The sequence below is a fragment of the Empedobacter sp. EJD.6dd genome (assembly GCF_057369435.1).
Map to the genome: position 1 here is coordinate 2,876,336 of NZ_CM170667.1, position 16,463 is coordinate 2,892,798.

Consider the following 16,463-nt stretch of genomic DNA (forward strand, 5'->3'; position numbering starts at 1 on the left):
ATTTAATTTTCTATCTGTTTTTAATAAATTTTAGTTCAAATTATTCAACAACTGTTCCAAACTCATGTCATCCTGAATCAATACTTGTCTTGCTTTACTTCCTTCGAAAGGACCAACAATACCAGCAGCTTCTAACTGATCAATTAATCGTCCGGCACGGTTATAACCTAATTTTAATTTTCGTTGTAATAAAGACGCGGAACCTTGTTGATTCATTACAATCAAACGTGCAGCATCTTCAAATAAAACGTCGCGATCTGATAAATCAATATCTAAATTAGAGCCACCATCTTCACCAACATATTCTGGTAGATGTAAGGCATCTGGATAACCACGTTGTTCACCAATAAATTCTGTAATTTTATCTACTTCTGGTGTGTCAACAAAAGCACATTGTAAACGAACCAAATCATTTCCTGTTGTAAATAACATATCACCTTTACCGATTAATTGATCTGCACCAGGAGAATCTAAAATTGTTCTCGAATCTATTTTTGATGTTACACGGAAAGCTACACGCGCAGGAAAGTTGGCTTTGATAGTTCCTGTAATTACATTTACAGATGGACGCTGTGTCGCAACAATCAAATGTATACCTACCGCACGTGCTAATTGAGCCAAACGAGCAATTGGTAATTCAACTTCTTTACCAGCAGTCATGATCAAATCTGCAAACTCATCCACAATCAAAACAATATATGGTAAGAATCGATGTCCAGCTTCAGGATTTAATTTACGTTCTTTAAATTTCGCGTTGTATTCTTTGATATTACGTACAAAAGCATTTTTAAGCAATTCGTATCGATCATCCATTTCAATACAAAGTGAATTCAATGTGTTAATTACTTTTGCATTATCTGTAATGATTGCTTCTTCTGCATCTGGTAATTTAGCTAAGTAATGACGTTCGATTTTTGAGTAAAGTGTAAGTTCTACTTTTTTTGGATCGACCATTACAAATTTTAATTCTGATGGATGTTTTTTGTATAATAATGAAGCAATAATTGCATTTAAACCAACCGATTTTCCTTGTCCAGTTGCTCCTGCCATCAACAAGTGAGGCATTTTAGCTAAATCAGCTACAAAAGTTTCGTTCGTAATTGTTTTACCAAAAGCAATTGGTAATTCCATATCCGAGTTTTGAAATTTTTGCGAAGCAATTACAGAATGCATCGAAACCATAGACGGATTAGAGTTCGGAACTTCGATACCAATTGTTCCTTTTCCAGGAATTGGTGCGATAATGCGAATACCAAGCGCAGCTAAACTTAACGCGATATCATCTTCAAGATTTTTGATTTTAGAAATACGAACTCCAGCTTGCGGAACAATTTCGTAAAGTGTTACAGTAGGTCCAATTGTCGCCGTAATTTGTGAAATACCGATTCCGTAGTTTCCTAAAGTTTCGATAATTTTATTTTTGTTTGATTCTAATTCCTTTTGATCGATTAACGTATTTCCATTGTCATATTTTCTTAGCAACGAAATAGGAGGGAATTGATAATTTGGTAAATCTAAACGTTGATTATATTCGCCTTGCTCTTTAACCAATCGAGCAGATGTAGCTTCAAATTCTTCCTCTTCGTCAATTTGTTGAACTTTTAATTCTAAATTATTTGATGCTTGTTCTTCTGTCGTTTTTGGTAGAGGAATAATTTCATTTTCTTCGAAAGTTGGAGCAAAATCAACTTCGTTATTTTCCTCTTCGTCATCAGTGTCTTCAATAACTAATTCAGTTATATTGAAAGGAGTTTCTTCTATTTGTTCCTCTTCTTGCGGTTGATTAATTGTAAACTCTTGTTGAAAAGATTCGTTTGGAGTAACTTTATGTGACTGAATGGTATCTTTCTCGTTATTCTCAACTAAATCCAATTCTTCTATCAAATCTTTTTCTTGTAGCTTTTCAGCTTCTTGATTGAATTTATTGATTTTTTCTTGTTCTTCTTTTTCTTTGCGTTTTCTTAATTCAAGTTGCTCTTTTTTGATACGTGCTTTTTCTCTTTCAATACGTTCAAGTTCTTTTTGTTTTGCACGTTCTTCCATTTTTGCTTGGATTGATTGATACGTCATTTTGAATTGAATAACACAATATATCAATAGGCTAACAAAAAGTAATAATATTACGCCCCATTTTCCAATAAAACTATTTAAGAAATCATTTACCTCGAATCCCATTACGCCAGAAAGTAAATGTTGATCAGGAAAAATACAACCGAAAAAAATCGGAAGCCAAATCATAAAGAAAATACTTTGGTAGAGAGTTGTAAAAGGTTTAATTTTTTTCCAATTCGTTGCAACTTTAATTCCTAATAAGATAAAGAAAATTGGAACAAAAAAGGAAACAACTCCGATTCCTTGTAAAATAAATGTTTCGCCAAGTAATGCGCCAAATTTACCAAAGATGTTTTCGGCAGTTTCTGATTTATCTAATAAGTCAGAAATTTGACTCTGATCCATTAAACCATTGAAAAAATATGATAAAAATGATACGAATAACAATAAACCAAGTACTAAAAAAATAATACCTACAATTGTTTTTATGATTTGTTTTTTAGGAGTTTTGGGAGTTTCCTGCGTGTTTTTTATAGCCATTTTAGGGTTGAGTATAATTGGAGCAAAAATAATAAATCTTTGTAAGACGAATCTAACGAAAAGTATTTAAATTTACTAAAATCGCAACGAGTTTTAACTCAATTAGCTATATATATTTTATTAATTGAAATAAAAGACAAAAAAATCGCTTTCAAACGAAAGCGATTTTTGTATGCTTAATCTTTTTTCCAAACCAAGTTTCCTTTATGTGCTAACGCAATAGTTGGAGACATGCGGGCAACGGCTTCGGCAGAACAACTTGCATCAATTAAAACGATATCTGCAACATCGCCAGCTTTTGGCCATTGTTGGTTCCCTTTGTTATCTAAAGGCGTGATATTTTTTGTCGCAAAACCTAAGTTTCTTGATAAATCATATTCAGTTTCTAAACCATATAATTCAGAAATTAAATTGACTTTTTGCAACATGTTTCCCGTTCCAAATGTACTCCAGTAATCTTGTACGTTATCGTTTCCGATTAATACTTCAACGCCATGTTTTACCAAAGTAGGAATTGGCATGGCTACTTTATTACGGAAAGGAACTGAAGAAACAATTCCGACTTTTGCTTCGGCTAATTTTTCTGAGATAGCTTGTTCTTCACTTTTTGATAAATGGGCTAAAGCAAAAGCGTGACTGACGTATGTTTTTCCTTTTAAAACAGGGTTTTTCATCGTTAATTCAGCCAAATATTCAATGGTGCGCATTCCTTCTTTACCGCTATCGTGTAAATGAATATCGATTCCTTTATTGTTATCTAACGCTAATTGAACTGTGAAATCTATCGCTTTTTCGATGTTTTTGTCAATGCTAAAAGGATCTAATCCTCCAACAAAAGCAACGCTTTTTAATTGTGCAGCTTCTTTCATCAACGGAGCAGAATCGGTATAGTATAAACCGTGTTGAGGAAAAGCAACCAACTCGGCACTGAATGTTTCTTTCTTATTTTCTAAGGCTTTTTCTAAATTTTCTAAAGATTTTAGCCCAGAGGTTGTATCAACATTGAAATGAGTTCGAGCGAAAGTAGTTCCGTAATGTTGTAATAAATTGATTAATTGCTCGCCACGTTCAACAGAAGTTTTTAGTAAATCTGGAATAATTTCTTGCTCATACGCAATCATATCCGCAACTGTTCTACGTTTTGGCGAAAGCGCTTGCCAAGGTAAACCGTACAATGTTTTGTCTAAATGCACATGCATGTCCTTGAAGGCAGGAAGCATTAACAATCCTTTTGCATCTATTGCATCTGTTAATTGAGGATTATTCGTACTTACTTTTGAAATTTTTCCCTCTTTTATTTCTACAGAAAATAAATCGGTTTTAGTTCCTATAATACCAGATTCATCTTCAATAAAACCTGTTTCTAATCGTACATTTTTTAAGGTGTAATTGCCTTTTGCACGAGCTGTATAATTATTTTGCATGATAATTTATGATTTAATAATGGCTACAATTTCTTTATAGCCTCTTTGTTGTGCATGTTGCAAAGGGGTTACTCCGTCGTGATCTGGAATGTCCATTTTTGCACCTGCATCTTTTAATATCTGAACAATTTGTTGATATTTTTTGCTTCCGTCACCCAAAACAATCGCTTCCATCAATCCTGTCCAACCCAAACGATTCACATGATCTATCGGATAATTTTTGGTATTGGCTAATAATCGTACTGTTTCTACATGTCCGCGCTCGCAAGCAGGAATTAAGGCAGAACCATTGTAACGATTAAACACATCAAAACGAGCACCGTTATCTAAAAATAGTTTCACTAATTCTGTTTGCCCACTTGCACCCGCATACAAAAAAGCACTGTCTTGGTTATCGGCTTGCTGATTAACATTTGCACCATGTTTCACCAATAATTTTGCCATTTCGATATTCGATTTATTGGTTGCAATTAACAATAACGAACGTTTGCTACTATCGGTACTGTTAACATCTGCACCATTTTCTAATGCTTTTGAAGCAGCTTGTATATCGTCGTTTTTGACTGCTTTTACAATATCTTTTTCGTTCATAATTTCTGTAGCTGAATCTTCTGTTGGTGTTGAATGACACGCTGAAGCTGTTGTCATCATTAACATTAAAATAAAAACTGATTTCATAATGATATATAGTTTGAATGAGTTGAATGGACGAAAATTTTGAGTTACGAACTCAATTAATACACAATATTTCCTTTTACGATTAACGATCGTACCGGCGATATTCTCGAAACCGCTTCTGCAGAACAACTTGCATCAATCAAAATGATATTAGCATCGTCGCCTTCTTTTGGCCATTGTTGTACACCTTTATCATTCAACGGAATTGGTCCTGCTGTAGCTAATTTTAGCATTCTTGATAAACCAAATTCAGAACTTTGTCCATACAATTGCGCCGCAAGATTTGCTTTTTGTAAAACGCTTCCTGTTCCCATTGTGTTCCAATAATCAACAATACTATCGTTACCCGTCATTACCGTTACACCATGTTTTAATAATGTTGGAATTGGCATTACCAAACTACCAAAAGGAATTGTAGAAACAACTCCAATTTGCGCTGCACCTAATTGTTCGGCAACAGCTTCTTGTTTTACTTTATCTAATGTTGCTAAGGCAAATGAATGACTTAAGAATGTTTTTCCTTTTAATTGAGGATTTTCGTTTACTTTTTTGATCAAATAATCAATTGTATCATGACCAGATTTTCCTGATTCGTGTAAGTGAATATCGATTCCTTTGTTATGATCTACCGCTAATTGAACCGTTGCATCCATTGTTTTTTCAATAGCTCCGTCCACGTTTGTAGGATCTAAACCTCCAATAAAATCAATGTTCATTTTAGCAGCTTCTTTCATATAAGGCATCGAATCTGTGTAGAATAAACCGTGTTGAGGAAAAGCAACCAATTCAGCTCCAAATGAATCTTTTTTGTTCGCCAAAGCAATTTCTAAATTTTTCAATGAATCTAATTTAGAAGTAGGCTCGATATTTACGTGGCTACGCGCATATCCTGTTCCGTACGATTGTAATAATTCGATCAATTTTTCTGCTTTGTATGTTGATTTTGTCAACATTTCTGGCAAAACTTTTTGCTCCAATTCAATCATTCCTTTGATACCTCCAGAACGACGAACCGCGCGCCATCTATCCGCATACAACGTTTTATCTAAGTGAATGTGCATATCTTTGAAAGATGGTAACATCAACAAACCTTTCGCATCGATCGCTTTTGCATTAGGCTGATTTGCGCTAATTTTTTTGATTTTTCCATTGGCAACTTCAACTGTAAAAAGATCTGTTTTTGTTCCAATGATTTCATCATTTTCATATTCGAAACCAGTTTCTAATCTTACATTTTTCAATGTAAAATGTCCTGGTTTTGTGACGTCTTTTTTATCTAATTGAAAATCGGGTGCAGCTTGCAAAAATCCTGGTAAAAGTGAAAATCCAGCTAAACCTAATGCCGAATTTTTAAGGAAATCTTTGCGAGATATATTGTTATTGCTCATAGTTCATTATTTTTTGTAGTACAAAGTACCTGATATTATATGAATTGAACTATCATAAAAACTGCTTATTCTTGTAGAATTTATAATAAGCAACGTTTTATAGACTGAAAATACTATTTTTGATCGCGAAATTCGGTTGGTGTAACGCCAGTTTGCGCCTTGAAAAAGTTCGAAAAATAAGCATGATCTGTAAAACCTAATTCGAAAGCGATTTCTTTTATCGAAAGATCGCCCGATTTTAAAAGTCGTTTGGCTTCTATCGAAACTCGTTGCTGAATGAGTTGTGTGGCAGAAACTTTTAAATTTTTCTTGCAAAGAATATTCAAATAGTTGGCTGAAATATGAAGCTTTTCGGCATAAAAAGCCACCGATTTTTCTTCCTTGTAAAATTCATCAATCAACATATTAAATTTCGCTAACCGAGGATTGGATTGATACACTTTAAATTCCGTAAAAATATGTTCGGCTTCTTTACTTACAATCGCTGCAATAACTGCCGCGCGCGCATTGATTAAATGCACCAATGAATCATCTGTTTTTAATTCTTCTTTAATTGCATCAAATTCGTACATCAATCGTGTAAAAGCTTTATCCGATAATTTGATAACGGGATGATTTTGATAATTGGTAAACGAGAAACGGAAAAAAGGTGCAAACTGCTCAAAAAAAACGCGTTCTGCCATCAGTTGATAACCAATTGTACCATCATTTATTTGCCATTTGTGCATCTGTCCAGGAAACAAAACATGTACTTCTTTATTACCAATTGGATAATCTTTAGAATCGATGTTATGTGTACCAGAAGCTTGATCGAAAAGTATAATGACAAAAAAATCGTGCTTGTGAGGTTTATCTATATGTCGTTCTCCATGCAATTCATTAAACAATAATTCGTCTCGACCAACAAGTTGTCCTTTTCGAAAACCTTGTATGCTGATAATAGGCACTGAATCTTGATTATTGGAATTTTGCATCTTCAGGAATTATTTAAACCTTCATGAAAACGTCTAAATTAATTAGAATTTTCATTTGTGAAATTTATAAAAAAAATCGGAATTATGACTTGAGAAATGAAAGAATTTTTATTAGAAACTTAAAACTATTATATTTGCATTTGTATGGAAAATTTTGTTGTTTCAGCCAGAAAATATCGCCCACTAAATTTTGAAGATGTAGTTGGACAATCGTCTATTACAAATACTTTAGAGCAAGCGATAAAGTCTAATCAATTGCCGCAAGCGCTTTTGTTTTGTGGACCAAGAGGTGTTGGAAAAACAACATGTGCTCGAATTTTAGCACGCAAAATTAACGAAGAAAATGGAGTAGAAGGCGATCAAGATTTTGCTTTCAATATTTTTGAGTTGGATGCGGCTTCTAATAATTCGGTTGATGATATTCGAAATTTAATTGATCAAGTACGTATAGTTCCTCAAATTGGAAAATATCGTGTGTACATTATTGACGAGGTTCATATGTTATCGACAGCGGCTTTTAATGCGTTTCTTAAAACGTTGGAAGAGCCACCTGCACATGCGATTTTTATTTTGGCAACTACAGAAAAACATAAAATTATTCCTACGATTCTTTCTCGCTGTCAGATTTACGATTTCAAACGAATTGGAGTTGAAGATATCAAAGGACATTTAAAAAATGTTGCAGAAAAAGAACAAGTAACATTCGAAGATGACGCGTTGCATTTGATTGCTCAAAAAGCAGATGGAGCTTTGCGTGATTCGTTGTCTATTTTTGATCGAATGGCGACTTTTACGAATAAAAACTTGACGTATTCTTCTGTTGCAGAAAACTTGAATGTATTGGATTACGATTATTATTTCAAGATGACAGATGCGTGTTTGGAAAATGATATTCCACAAGCAATGTTACAATTGAATGATATCTTGAACAAAGGTTTTGATGCGCATCTTTTTATTTGTGGTTTAGGAGCACATTTCCGCGATTTATTGATGGCGAAAACAGCTAATACGGTAAGTTTATTAGAAGTAGGTGAGCGCATAAAAGCTAAATATTTGGAGCATGCACAAAAATGTTCTGCACCATTTTTATTTGGTTCGATAGAGATTTGTAATGAAGCAGATCTAAATTATAAATCGAGTAAGAATCCTCGTTTAACAGTAGAAATTGCTTTGATGCAATTAGCTTCTTTAACCGCAGAAGAAAACGGTCTTAAAAAAAAAAGTATAGGATAGTTCCACCAACGTTTTATTTATCTGAAGAACAACAAGTTTCTAAAGTTGTAGTTCCACCTATTCAGCAAAATAATGCGGTACAACAAAGTGAACAAGCTCAATCTCACGTAAATTCTAATGTTAAGAAAGCATTGATTTCGGAAGAAGTTAAAGAATATACGCGTGCTTCAAAACCAATTAGAACAAATGGTAATTCATCGTTTAGTCTTAAAATGGCTTTGCCAGGTGCGAAAGTAGAAGAACATCAAGAAGAAATTTTACGAGATGATTTACCACGAGAAAAATTTACACTAGATCAAGTAAAAGAAGGTTGGAAGAGATTTTTGGATCGATTAAAAATCGAACATAATATTCCGTCTTATAATGCGTTGATGACAACGGAGCTTGATTTGGAAGGTGATGAAATTATTTTTGAATTTACTTCGCATTCGTCGGAACAAGAATTTGATGAATACCGAGATCGAATTAGAAATAGTTTGAGAGTGTTTCTTAAAAACCATTATTTTGGAATCCAAATTAAGTTTTCGGAGAAAGAAGCAACGAATCATATCTTATCGAAGAAAGAGAAATTTGAGAAATTATCAGACAAAAACCCTATTTTGTTAAAATTAAAAGAAGAATTTGGGTTAGATTTGTATGATTAATGAAAGTTTCTTATTAAACTTGCAATAAATTTTTATAAATAATGAAAAAAGTTCTTTTAGGGATTTTTGTTGTTGCGTCGTTAGTGTCTTGTAACAAAGGAAAATCTGTAGACAAATTAGAAAGCGAAGATCAAAAAGCTTCTTATGCTTTCGGAACTGGTCTTGGTGAGCAAATCAAAGGTCTTGGAGGACGTTTAGTTGAGACTGATAGTATCAACTACGATCAATTAGAAAAAGGGATCAGAGATTATTTAAAAGCTGGAAAAGAGGGTAGAGAATCTTACGCGATTGGACAGCAAGTTGGTCAACAAATTGAGACGGTTATTAACCAACAACAATTAGATCAAATGGACAAGGATATTATTGTTCAAGGGATTATGGATGTTGTACGTCACAAAAAATTGTTGATTACACAAGAAGCAGGAATGGGAATTTTAGATACGTATGCAAAAAATCACCAACAAAACTTGGTAAAGAAAAATGCAGACGAGTCTAAAAAATTAGTAGACGAGAAGAAAAAAGCTTCTGGTGCTAAAACGACTGCTTCAGGATTAGTTTATGTTGTAGAAAAAGAAGGAACAGGTGCTAAACCAAACATTAATAGTATTGTTAAAGTAAAATATACTGGTAAAATTTTAGCTACTGGTAAAACTTTTGATAGTACAGACAAAAATCCAGAAGCAAAAGGAGGTGTAGAATTTCCTTTGAATCAAGTTATTCCTGGATGGTCAGAAGGTTTACAATTAATGTCTAAAGGTGGAAAATACAAATTCTATATCCCAGCTAACTTAGGTTACGGTGAAATGGGAGCTCCAGGAGGACAAATTGGACCAAACCAAGCATTAGAGTTCGAAGTTGAATTAGTAGACTTTAAAGAAGGTCAACCAGCTCCACAAGGTCAACCAGGTACGCAAGGACAAGGTTTATCAGAAGAGCAAATTAAAGAATTACAAAAACAATTCGAAGCTCAGGCTCAACAAGTTAAATAATCTTAGATTATATATAAACTAAAAATCCCACTCGATTGAGTGGGATTTTTTTATGATTAATATTTAATTATTTCAAATAATTAAATATTTGATTTGCTTCTACAGAACCTTTTTTGGTTGTAACAAGGTTTTTCTCTTTGTCAAACAAATAGAAAGTAGGAATTGATGTTGGTTGAAAAATAGGACCAAATTCGTAATTAGAATCGTATAATAATTCTACATTTTTATTGTCCAAAAATTTTGGAGCGTGCTCTTTTAAGAATGGTAAAGCATCTTTTGCTTCGTACTCAGAAACTAAAATAATTTGTGTATTCTTGAAATGTTCTTCGTAATTATTACTAAAATGATTTAATGCTAATTGGCAATGAATACATGTTGGCGAGTATAAAACGATCAAAGTTTGTTTTCCTTTTTTGATATCTTTTGAATTAAAGATTCCATCTGATTGCATTTTTACAAAAGAAAATTCTGGAATTGATTTTAAAGTATTATCAGTTTGAGCGAATGTGAAAATCGAACAAAAGAATATCAATAAAGCAGTAAGTTTTGTTTTCATGTTTTTAAGAAAAATTTTGACGGAAGTTAATCAATTCTATCCAAAATAAAAACGACAGTTTATAAAACTGTCGTTTTCCTATTATTAAAATGCTATAAATATATTTAAATTCTGAGAAAATTAGAATTTGAAATTAACTTGTGCAGCCATATTGAAGGGATCAATTTGGTTGATGTAACCTCCACGGTAATATGAATTGTATCCAAGTTGATTTGTGATATTATTAAAGAACAAACGGAAATCGAATCTTTTCATTGAATAACCGACTTGCGCATTTAAAGTATAATAATCTGGTAATAAAAATGGTTTACTTCCTCCGTAGAAATTTCCATGTGCATCACGATCTAAACTTTGTTCGTTAGATGGTCTTGATCCAACATAATATACACCAGCTGAAACTGTAAATCCATTTAAGAAATTGTTTTCAATAAATTTATATTGAACCCAAGCATTTGCAGTGTTATATGGTGCGTTAGATGGCATTGAATCTTCAACATATTGTGGAGATTCGTGGTAACCAGCATCTAAATAAGCATACCCTAACATCACTTGTAAATTTGGTAATGGACGTCCAGCAACTTCAAATTCAATTCCCTTTCGTCTTAAATTTCCAGCTCTTTCATATAAACCTGTTGCAACTTGATTCTCGTATGTTTCGTACGTTAAGTTATCATTGTTCATATTAAAATATACTACGTTTGCACGTAAACGATCGTTAAACCATTGTGTTTTAATACCAACTTCAACTTGATCTGTAACAGATGGTCCTGCTTCGCTACCGTCAGTCATAATGTTTAAAGCAGAACGTAAACTTGTATTTGTTGCATAAGTTATGTAAGCATTTACATTTCTCCAAGGAGAAACAACTAATCCAACAACAGGATCTACAACACCGTCATGATTGTCGATTAAGTAACTATATCTTAAACCTCCAACAAATGTGATTAAATCTTTATATGATAAATGATGTTGTGTCATAAATCCATAAGAATAACCTCTTGATAAATTTGTTTTGTCTTTGTTCCAAGCTAATTTAGCTTCTTGTTCTGGTGTTAAACTGATTGAATGATTAATATCTTTGAAAACATCAATTTGATCAAGTGTTGTAATTCCATCTGCAGTTCTTGTTTCTAAACGATTAACAGTATAATCATAACCAGCTTGCCAATTCCATTTGAAATCACCAAAAGTCATGTTTTTACCAATCAAATCAATTTGTAATGTAGAGTTTCTATCATCTCTAAAAGAACGTCCTAACCCACGATTTCTAATATTGTAAGCTGTACTTCCTTTTGGTAAAGCTAAAGTTGCACCCAATTGATCGCTGTTATAGAAATTGCTAAAGTATGCTACTCTTGCACTAATATTATTTGTTAATTGTCTTGTAAGACGAGCTGCGTAAGAATAGTTTTTAATTTCAGTATTATCAATGTCATAACCCATAAACTTATCTCCGATATCGTACAATGCTTCTGTAAGGTTATCACCTAAGTTAATTGTTCCGCGATCTGGAGTTTTATCTCCTTTGTAATAATCAAATTCAGCAACAAATTCAGTTTTATCATCTATTTTCCAAGCCATAGAAGGATTAACATAGAAAGAATTGCTATTAACTACATCTCTATAACTATCACCATTTGTATATGAACCTGTTAAACGGAAAGCTAAATTTTTATCTTCTGTAACAGTACGTTGAATATCATAAGTAGAACGGAAGGTATTCCAACTACCATATTGTGCAGAAATATGACCTTGATTGATGTAACGAGGTGTTTTTGTTGTTACATTAATTACACCACCAGCAGAACCTAATCCATTTCCAATTCCTTGCGTAACTGCAGCAGAACCACGAATAACTTGAATAGATTCAACACCTGCCATATCAATAACAGCAGAACCAGTACGGAAATCAGAATCCATACGAACTCCATTTTTTAATACAGGAACCCCTCTATATCCACGAATTGACATTGATTCGCGAATACCTCCATAGTTTCCAAATAAAGTAACACCAGGTACATTACGAGTTGCATCTGTAATGGTTTGTGCACCTTGTTCTTCAATCAATTTTTCTGAAATGATAGAGATTGATTGCACTTGATCTTGTGGATTTGCAGGGAAACGTGTTATTGTTTCTAATCCTCTTTGATTTTTATTGCGATCTCCAAAAATTTCAACTTCTTGAAGATTACTGATAGAATCATTTTTTTCTTTTTTAGTTTCTTGTGCAAAAACTGCAGAGAAGCTTAATAAAGAAATTGTAGCGAGTAGAAGTTTATTTCGTTTCATATATTATCTGTATTTATTCTAAATAAAATTAATACCGCAAATTTAATTAGACTTAGTATAAATAAAAAAAAGAAATCGGCTGATAGATATCATCTATTAGCCGATTTTGTTAAATATTTTAAGAAAATTCGCTTTTACTCGAAGAAAGTGAAATGTACGTTTCCGTATTTTTTGTGTTGTACAAAGTTTGGATGATCCTCAAAAGATAAACTCGATGGATGTTCTAAAACGAAGTTTCCACCTTCTTCCAACCATTGATTGTTTAATACTAGATCTGGGATTTTTTTGAATGTAGTTTCGTCTAAATCGTATGGAGGATCAGCAAAAATGATATCAAATTTTTTGATAGGTTGTTTATCCAAATATTTAAGTACATCACTTTTTACAGTTGTAATGATTTCATCTAATTTTAATTGCTTTGCAGTTTCGTCCAAAAATTTTACACAACCATAGAAGTTATCTACTGAAGTTACTTTTTTTGCTCCACGCGAAGCAAATTCTAATGAAATACTTCCAATTCCAGAGAATAAATCTAAAACTGTAATTTCGTCAAAATACCATTCGTTGTTTAAAATATTAAATAAAGCTTCTTTCGCGAAGTCTGTTGTAGGGCGCACCGGCAAGTTATTAGGTGCAGTGATTCGTTTTCCTTTTAATGTTCCTGAAATGATTCGCATTCGAATAATTTATATAAAGTAAAATATTGTCCAAGTTGTTTGTCTTCTTCGTTAAACGAAATATAACGCACATATTTTTTTAAGGTTTCGTAATAATCTGGTGAGTTTAAAATGTCACCAAAAGCATGTAATGAAACTGTATTTGGGCTAATATTTAATTGATTTAATGTATACAATATGTAAAACAAAAAGTCTTCTTTGGTTTTTGTTTCAAATAGATTATAAAAAATAAATTCTCCATTGCTTAACACACAAATTTCTAATTTTTGATGCATTAAATTGATATAAATTTCATCATTCTTTGAATTGATCATTCCATAATCAATTAAGAATTTTCCAGAATGATACAAACGCGCATTTTGCAAGTTAGGTAACGAAAGTAAAATATCTTTCAGCGGATAATGAATATTGTAGATAATTGATGCATCTACATTTTCTAAAGGACAATCTATCGCTAATTTTATAGGACTATGATTAGAAAGTGACAACAATTCTTCGAAAGGTTTGTGCGAAAATTGGTTTGGAACAACGTTAATTGTTGTCGACAAAAAACAAATATGCACATGTTCGTACTCTTGTAACAAAGTTAAATTAGAGCGCAATTCATGTTCAATTTCAATCTCTGTTTTGTTAAGATTTGTAAAATCTACCGAATAGTCATAAACATCCGAGAACGAAGTCGATTCCCCGTCGGTTGTTTTGGTAATATAACTAAGCATATCGTGTGATAGTAAAATCGCTAACGAACGTTGAGTTGTCTTTGACATAAATTTTTCTTTATCCTTGAATTTTTAACTCGCTGATTAAGATGTAAATCAATCCTAATGAAATCAAAAATAACAAAATTTTGAAAGCAATCTTCATACAGAAAATTTATTTCGGTAAAGATAGTATTAATATTTAACAAAAAAATTTGATAATTAGTCGAAAATTCTCCTAACTAAATAGGCAGAATAGAATAGGTTTTCTCGAAATAAAAACTTTATTTTCTCTTTGTTAGATCTTATCATAGATGTTTTTGTAGGAGAACTAAACCCGTTAATATGATTATCTTTTACTAAAATCATTGCTCTTTTCATATGCAAAGGATCACTTACTATTAGAGCTGTTTTATACTGCTGAGAATCCATAATCACTTTTGCATATTTAAGATTTTCATCCGTAATAGTAGACTTTTCTTCAGTTAAGATATCATTCGGATTTATATTATTTTTTATAGCATATTTCTTAGCAATTTCAGACTCAGAATATCGTTTATTTTTAGCTCTTCCTCCTGTGAAAATAATTTTTTTTACAATTCCTTTTCTATATAGAATAATTGCGTGATTAATTCTTTCTCTAAATACATTTGATGGTTCATCTTGCGAAATTCCTGCTCCTAATACAATTACAACATCACTTTTTTGAGTGAAATCTTTTTGACTAAAAGTATAAATTGAAATAAAATTATAGATATAGAAGAATAATATGAATAAAAAAATCCATTTAAGAGTAGATTTAAGAGGAAATCGAGTTTTCATTCTTTAAATTTACAGAAATTTGAAATAAAAAGTAGTGAAAAAAATAGCCGTTATTCCAGCACGATATGCAGCTTCTCGTTTTCCAGGAAAATTGATGCAACAATTGGGAGATAAAACAGTCATTCGAATGACATACGAAAATGTGATTGCAACTAATTTGTTTGACGATGTATTTGTGGTAACAGATTCAGAATTGATTTTTGATGAAATAGTTAATCATAATGGTAAAGCGATTATGAGTATCAAAGAACACGAAACTGGAAGTGACCGAATTGCAGAAGCAATTGAAAACATTGAATGTGATATTATATTGAATGTGCAAGGCGACGAACCTTTTGTGAACAAAAAAGCGTTGGCAGATATTCTTACTTCTTTTGATGGAGAAATAGGGAAAACGGTGGATGTTGCGACATTAAAAGAATCTATTTCGAAAGAAGAAGAAATCAATAATCCAAACTTTGTAAAAGTGGTAACAGATATAAACGATTTTGCACTTTATTTTTCTCGTTCAACAATTCCTTTTGCTCGCGAAACCAATTTTACACCAAACTATTTTCGTCATTTAGGTATTTATGCGTTTAGAAAACAAGCTTTATTGAATTTTGCTAAATTATCCATGCGTCAAAATGAAAAAGCAGAAAAATTAGAACAATTACGTTATTTAGAATACGGAATGAAAATTAAAGTAATCGAAACCGAATCGATTGGAGTTGGAATTGATACCCCAGAAGATTTAGATCGTGCTAAAAAATACTTATCCACTATTGTTAAAAAATAATCTATAAACTTATTATCATTTATCTTTGCCCTATAATCAATGATACTGCTATATGAAAATGAAATAATTAAGTTAATTAATCTTAAAATAATTATTTCGGTATGAATGTTGTTGTGTAATGTAGAAATAAGTTAAAATAGTGATTATGAGTGATTCATGGAAAGAATACGAAGCAGAAGGATTAATTGAGAAAAGATCTTTTTTAGTTTCAAAAGATGGTCTTGTTAAAAAATTATATACAGGACAGGATAAATATAAAATTTTAGAAGGAGCTATCAACAATGGTTATCGTGCAATTTGGGTAACTAAAGCTGATGGAAAACGTACTGCAAAATACGTACACAAAATGGTAGCTGAGACGTTCTTACCAAACAAAGAAAATAAAGAATATGTTGTGCATTTAGATCATAACAAATTGAACAACGCGGTGGATAACTTGCAATGGGCAACTTTGGATGAATGGAAAGAACATAACAAAGATTTATTTAGAATGATGAAAGGACGTTCTCGTTTAGACAGCATTCCGAATAGTAAATTAACAGAAGCGCAAGTTATTCGTTTAAAAAAGAAATTAATCGATCCAAATAGAAAGACTAAGATTTCTACTTTAGCAAAGCAATTTAATATTTCTCAAGGACAAGTTTATCGCATTTTAAGAGGTGAAAACTGGTCGCACATAGAAGTTAAAAAAGACTAAAAGCCGTTATTTCATAATAGAACT

15 protein-coding genes are annotated in these 16,463 nt (G+C 32.2%); 5 read left to right on the forward strand and 10 right to left on the reverse strand.

Going from position 1 to position 16,463, the window contains the following annotated elements; all coding sequences use genetic code 11:
• Window positions 1-30 precede the first annotated feature (30 nt).
• From AC2I98_RS13465 to AC2I98_RS13485, 5 genes are all read right to left on the reverse strand, one after another.
• Entirely contained in the window at window positions 31-2,592 is a 2,562-nt protein-coding gene (locus AC2I98_RS13465) for an FtsK/SpoIIIE family DNA translocase (RefSeq protein ID WP_486412174.1), read from the reverse strand.
• A gap of 176 nt (window positions 2,593-2,768) precedes the next feature.
• Window positions 2,769-4,016 (reverse strand): amidohydrolase, encoded by a 1,248-nt coding sequence (locus AC2I98_RS13470; protein ID WP_486412175.1) that lies wholly within the window; start codon window positions 4,014-4,016, stop codon window positions 2,769-2,771.
• A 6-nt stretch (window positions 4,017-4,022) separates the two neighbouring features.
• On the reverse strand, window positions 4,023-4,694 hold the full coding sequence (locus tag AC2I98_RS13475) for an ankyrin repeat domain-containing protein (protein ID WP_486412176.1): 672 nt from the start codon (window positions 4,692-4,694) through the stop codon (window positions 4,023-4,025).
• Window positions 4,695-4,750: 56 nt separating this feature from the next.
• Window positions 4,751-6,082: an amidohydrolase gene (locus AC2I98_RS13480; protein ID WP_486412177.1), complete on the reverse strand. Its 1,332-nt coding sequence runs from the start codon at window positions 6,080-6,082 to the stop codon at window positions 4,751-4,753.
• Window positions 6,083-6,195: 113 nt separating this feature from the next.
• A complete protein-coding gene (locus tag AC2I98_RS13485; protein ID WP_486412178.1) occupies window positions 6,196-7,056 on the reverse strand; it encodes a helix-turn-helix domain-containing protein in 861 nt (286 codons plus the stop codon).
• A gap of 144 nt (window positions 7,057-7,200) precedes the next feature.
• Between AC2I98_RS13485 and dnaX the strand changes: the two genes are divergently transcribed.
• The 3 genes from dnaX (at window position 7,201) to AC2I98_RS13500 (ending at window position 9,922) form a co-directional block, all read left to right on the forward strand.
• Window positions 7,201-8,289, forward strand: a complete 1,089-nt coding sequence (gene dnaX / locus AC2I98_RS13490; RefSeq protein WP_486412179.1) for a DNA polymerase III subunit gamma/tau — start codon at window positions 7,201-7,203, stop codon at window positions 8,287-8,289.
• A gap of 131 nt (window positions 8,290-8,420) precedes the next feature.
• Window positions 8,421-8,933 carry a hypothetical protein gene (locus tag AC2I98_RS13495; RefSeq protein WP_486412180.1) on the forward strand — a complete coding sequence of 171 codons (513 nt, stop codon included), beginning with the start codon at window positions 8,421-8,423 and terminating at the stop codon, window positions 8,931-8,933.
• A gap of 41 nt (window positions 8,934-8,974) precedes the next feature.
• The gene (locus AC2I98_RS13500) at window positions 8,975-9,922 is read left to right on the forward strand and encodes an FKBP-type peptidyl-prolyl cis-trans isomerase (protein ID WP_486412181.1); all 948 of its coding nucleotides are present in this window, start codon (window positions 8,975-8,977) and stop codon (window positions 9,920-9,922) included.
• Window positions 9,923-9,989: 67 nt separating this feature from the next.
• Here the strand turns inward: AC2I98_RS13500 and AC2I98_RS13505 are convergent, their stop codons facing one another.
• The 5 genes from AC2I98_RS13505 to AC2I98_RS13525 all read right to left on the reverse strand — a co-directional run bounded on the left by AC2I98_RS13505 (window position 9,990) and on the right by AC2I98_RS13525 (window position 14,964).
• Window positions 9,990-10,478 carry a TlpA family protein disulfide reductase gene (locus AC2I98_RS13505; protein WP_486412182.1) on the reverse strand — a complete coding sequence of 163 codons (489 nt, stop codon included), beginning with the start codon at window positions 10,476-10,478 and terminating at the stop codon, window positions 9,990-9,992.
• A 120-nt stretch (window positions 10,479-10,598) separates the two neighbouring features.
• Window positions 10,599-12,767 carry a TonB-dependent siderophore receptor gene (locus tag AC2I98_RS13510; protein WP_486412183.1) on the reverse strand — a complete coding sequence of 723 codons (2,169 nt, stop codon included), beginning with the start codon at window positions 12,765-12,767 and terminating at the stop codon, window positions 10,599-10,601.
• Between the two features lie 134 nt (window positions 12,768-12,901).
• On the reverse strand, window positions 12,902-13,444 hold the full coding sequence (rsmD, locus tag AC2I98_RS13515) for a 16S rRNA (guanine(966)-N(2))-methyltransferase RsmD (RefSeq protein WP_486412184.1): 543 nt from the start codon (window positions 13,442-13,444) through the stop codon (window positions 12,902-12,904).
• Window positions 13,420-14,211, reverse strand: a complete 792-nt coding sequence (locus AC2I98_RS13520; protein ID WP_486412185.1) for a DUF3822 family protein — start codon at window positions 14,209-14,211, stop codon at window positions 13,420-13,422. The genes rsmD and AC2I98_RS13520 overlap by 25 nt, the downstream gene beginning before the upstream one ends.
• 153 nt (window positions 14,212-14,364) lie before the next feature.
• Complete coding sequence (locus AC2I98_RS13525) at window positions 14,365-14,964, reverse strand: YdcF family protein (protein WP_486412186.1); 600 nt, start codon at window positions 14,962-14,964, stop codon at window positions 14,365-14,367.
• A 34-nt stretch (window positions 14,965-14,998) separates the two neighbouring features.
• Here AC2I98_RS13525 and kdsB point away from each other — a divergent pair, with 34 nt between their 5' ends.
• Together kdsB and AC2I98_RS13535 are read left to right on the forward strand one after the other, a co-directional pair.
• Window positions 14,999-15,742, forward strand: a complete 744-nt coding sequence (gene kdsB / locus AC2I98_RS13530) for a 3-deoxy-manno-octulosonate cytidylyltransferase (RefSeq protein WP_486412187.1) — start codon at window positions 14,999-15,001, stop codon at window positions 15,740-15,742.
• Window positions 15,743-15,887: 145 nt separating this feature from the next.
• Window positions 15,888-16,439 (forward strand): HNH endonuclease, encoded by a 552-nt coding sequence (locus AC2I98_RS13535; protein ID WP_486412188.1) that lies wholly within the window; start codon window positions 15,888-15,890, stop codon window positions 16,437-16,439.
• Window positions 16,440-16,463 lie beyond the last annotated feature (24 nt).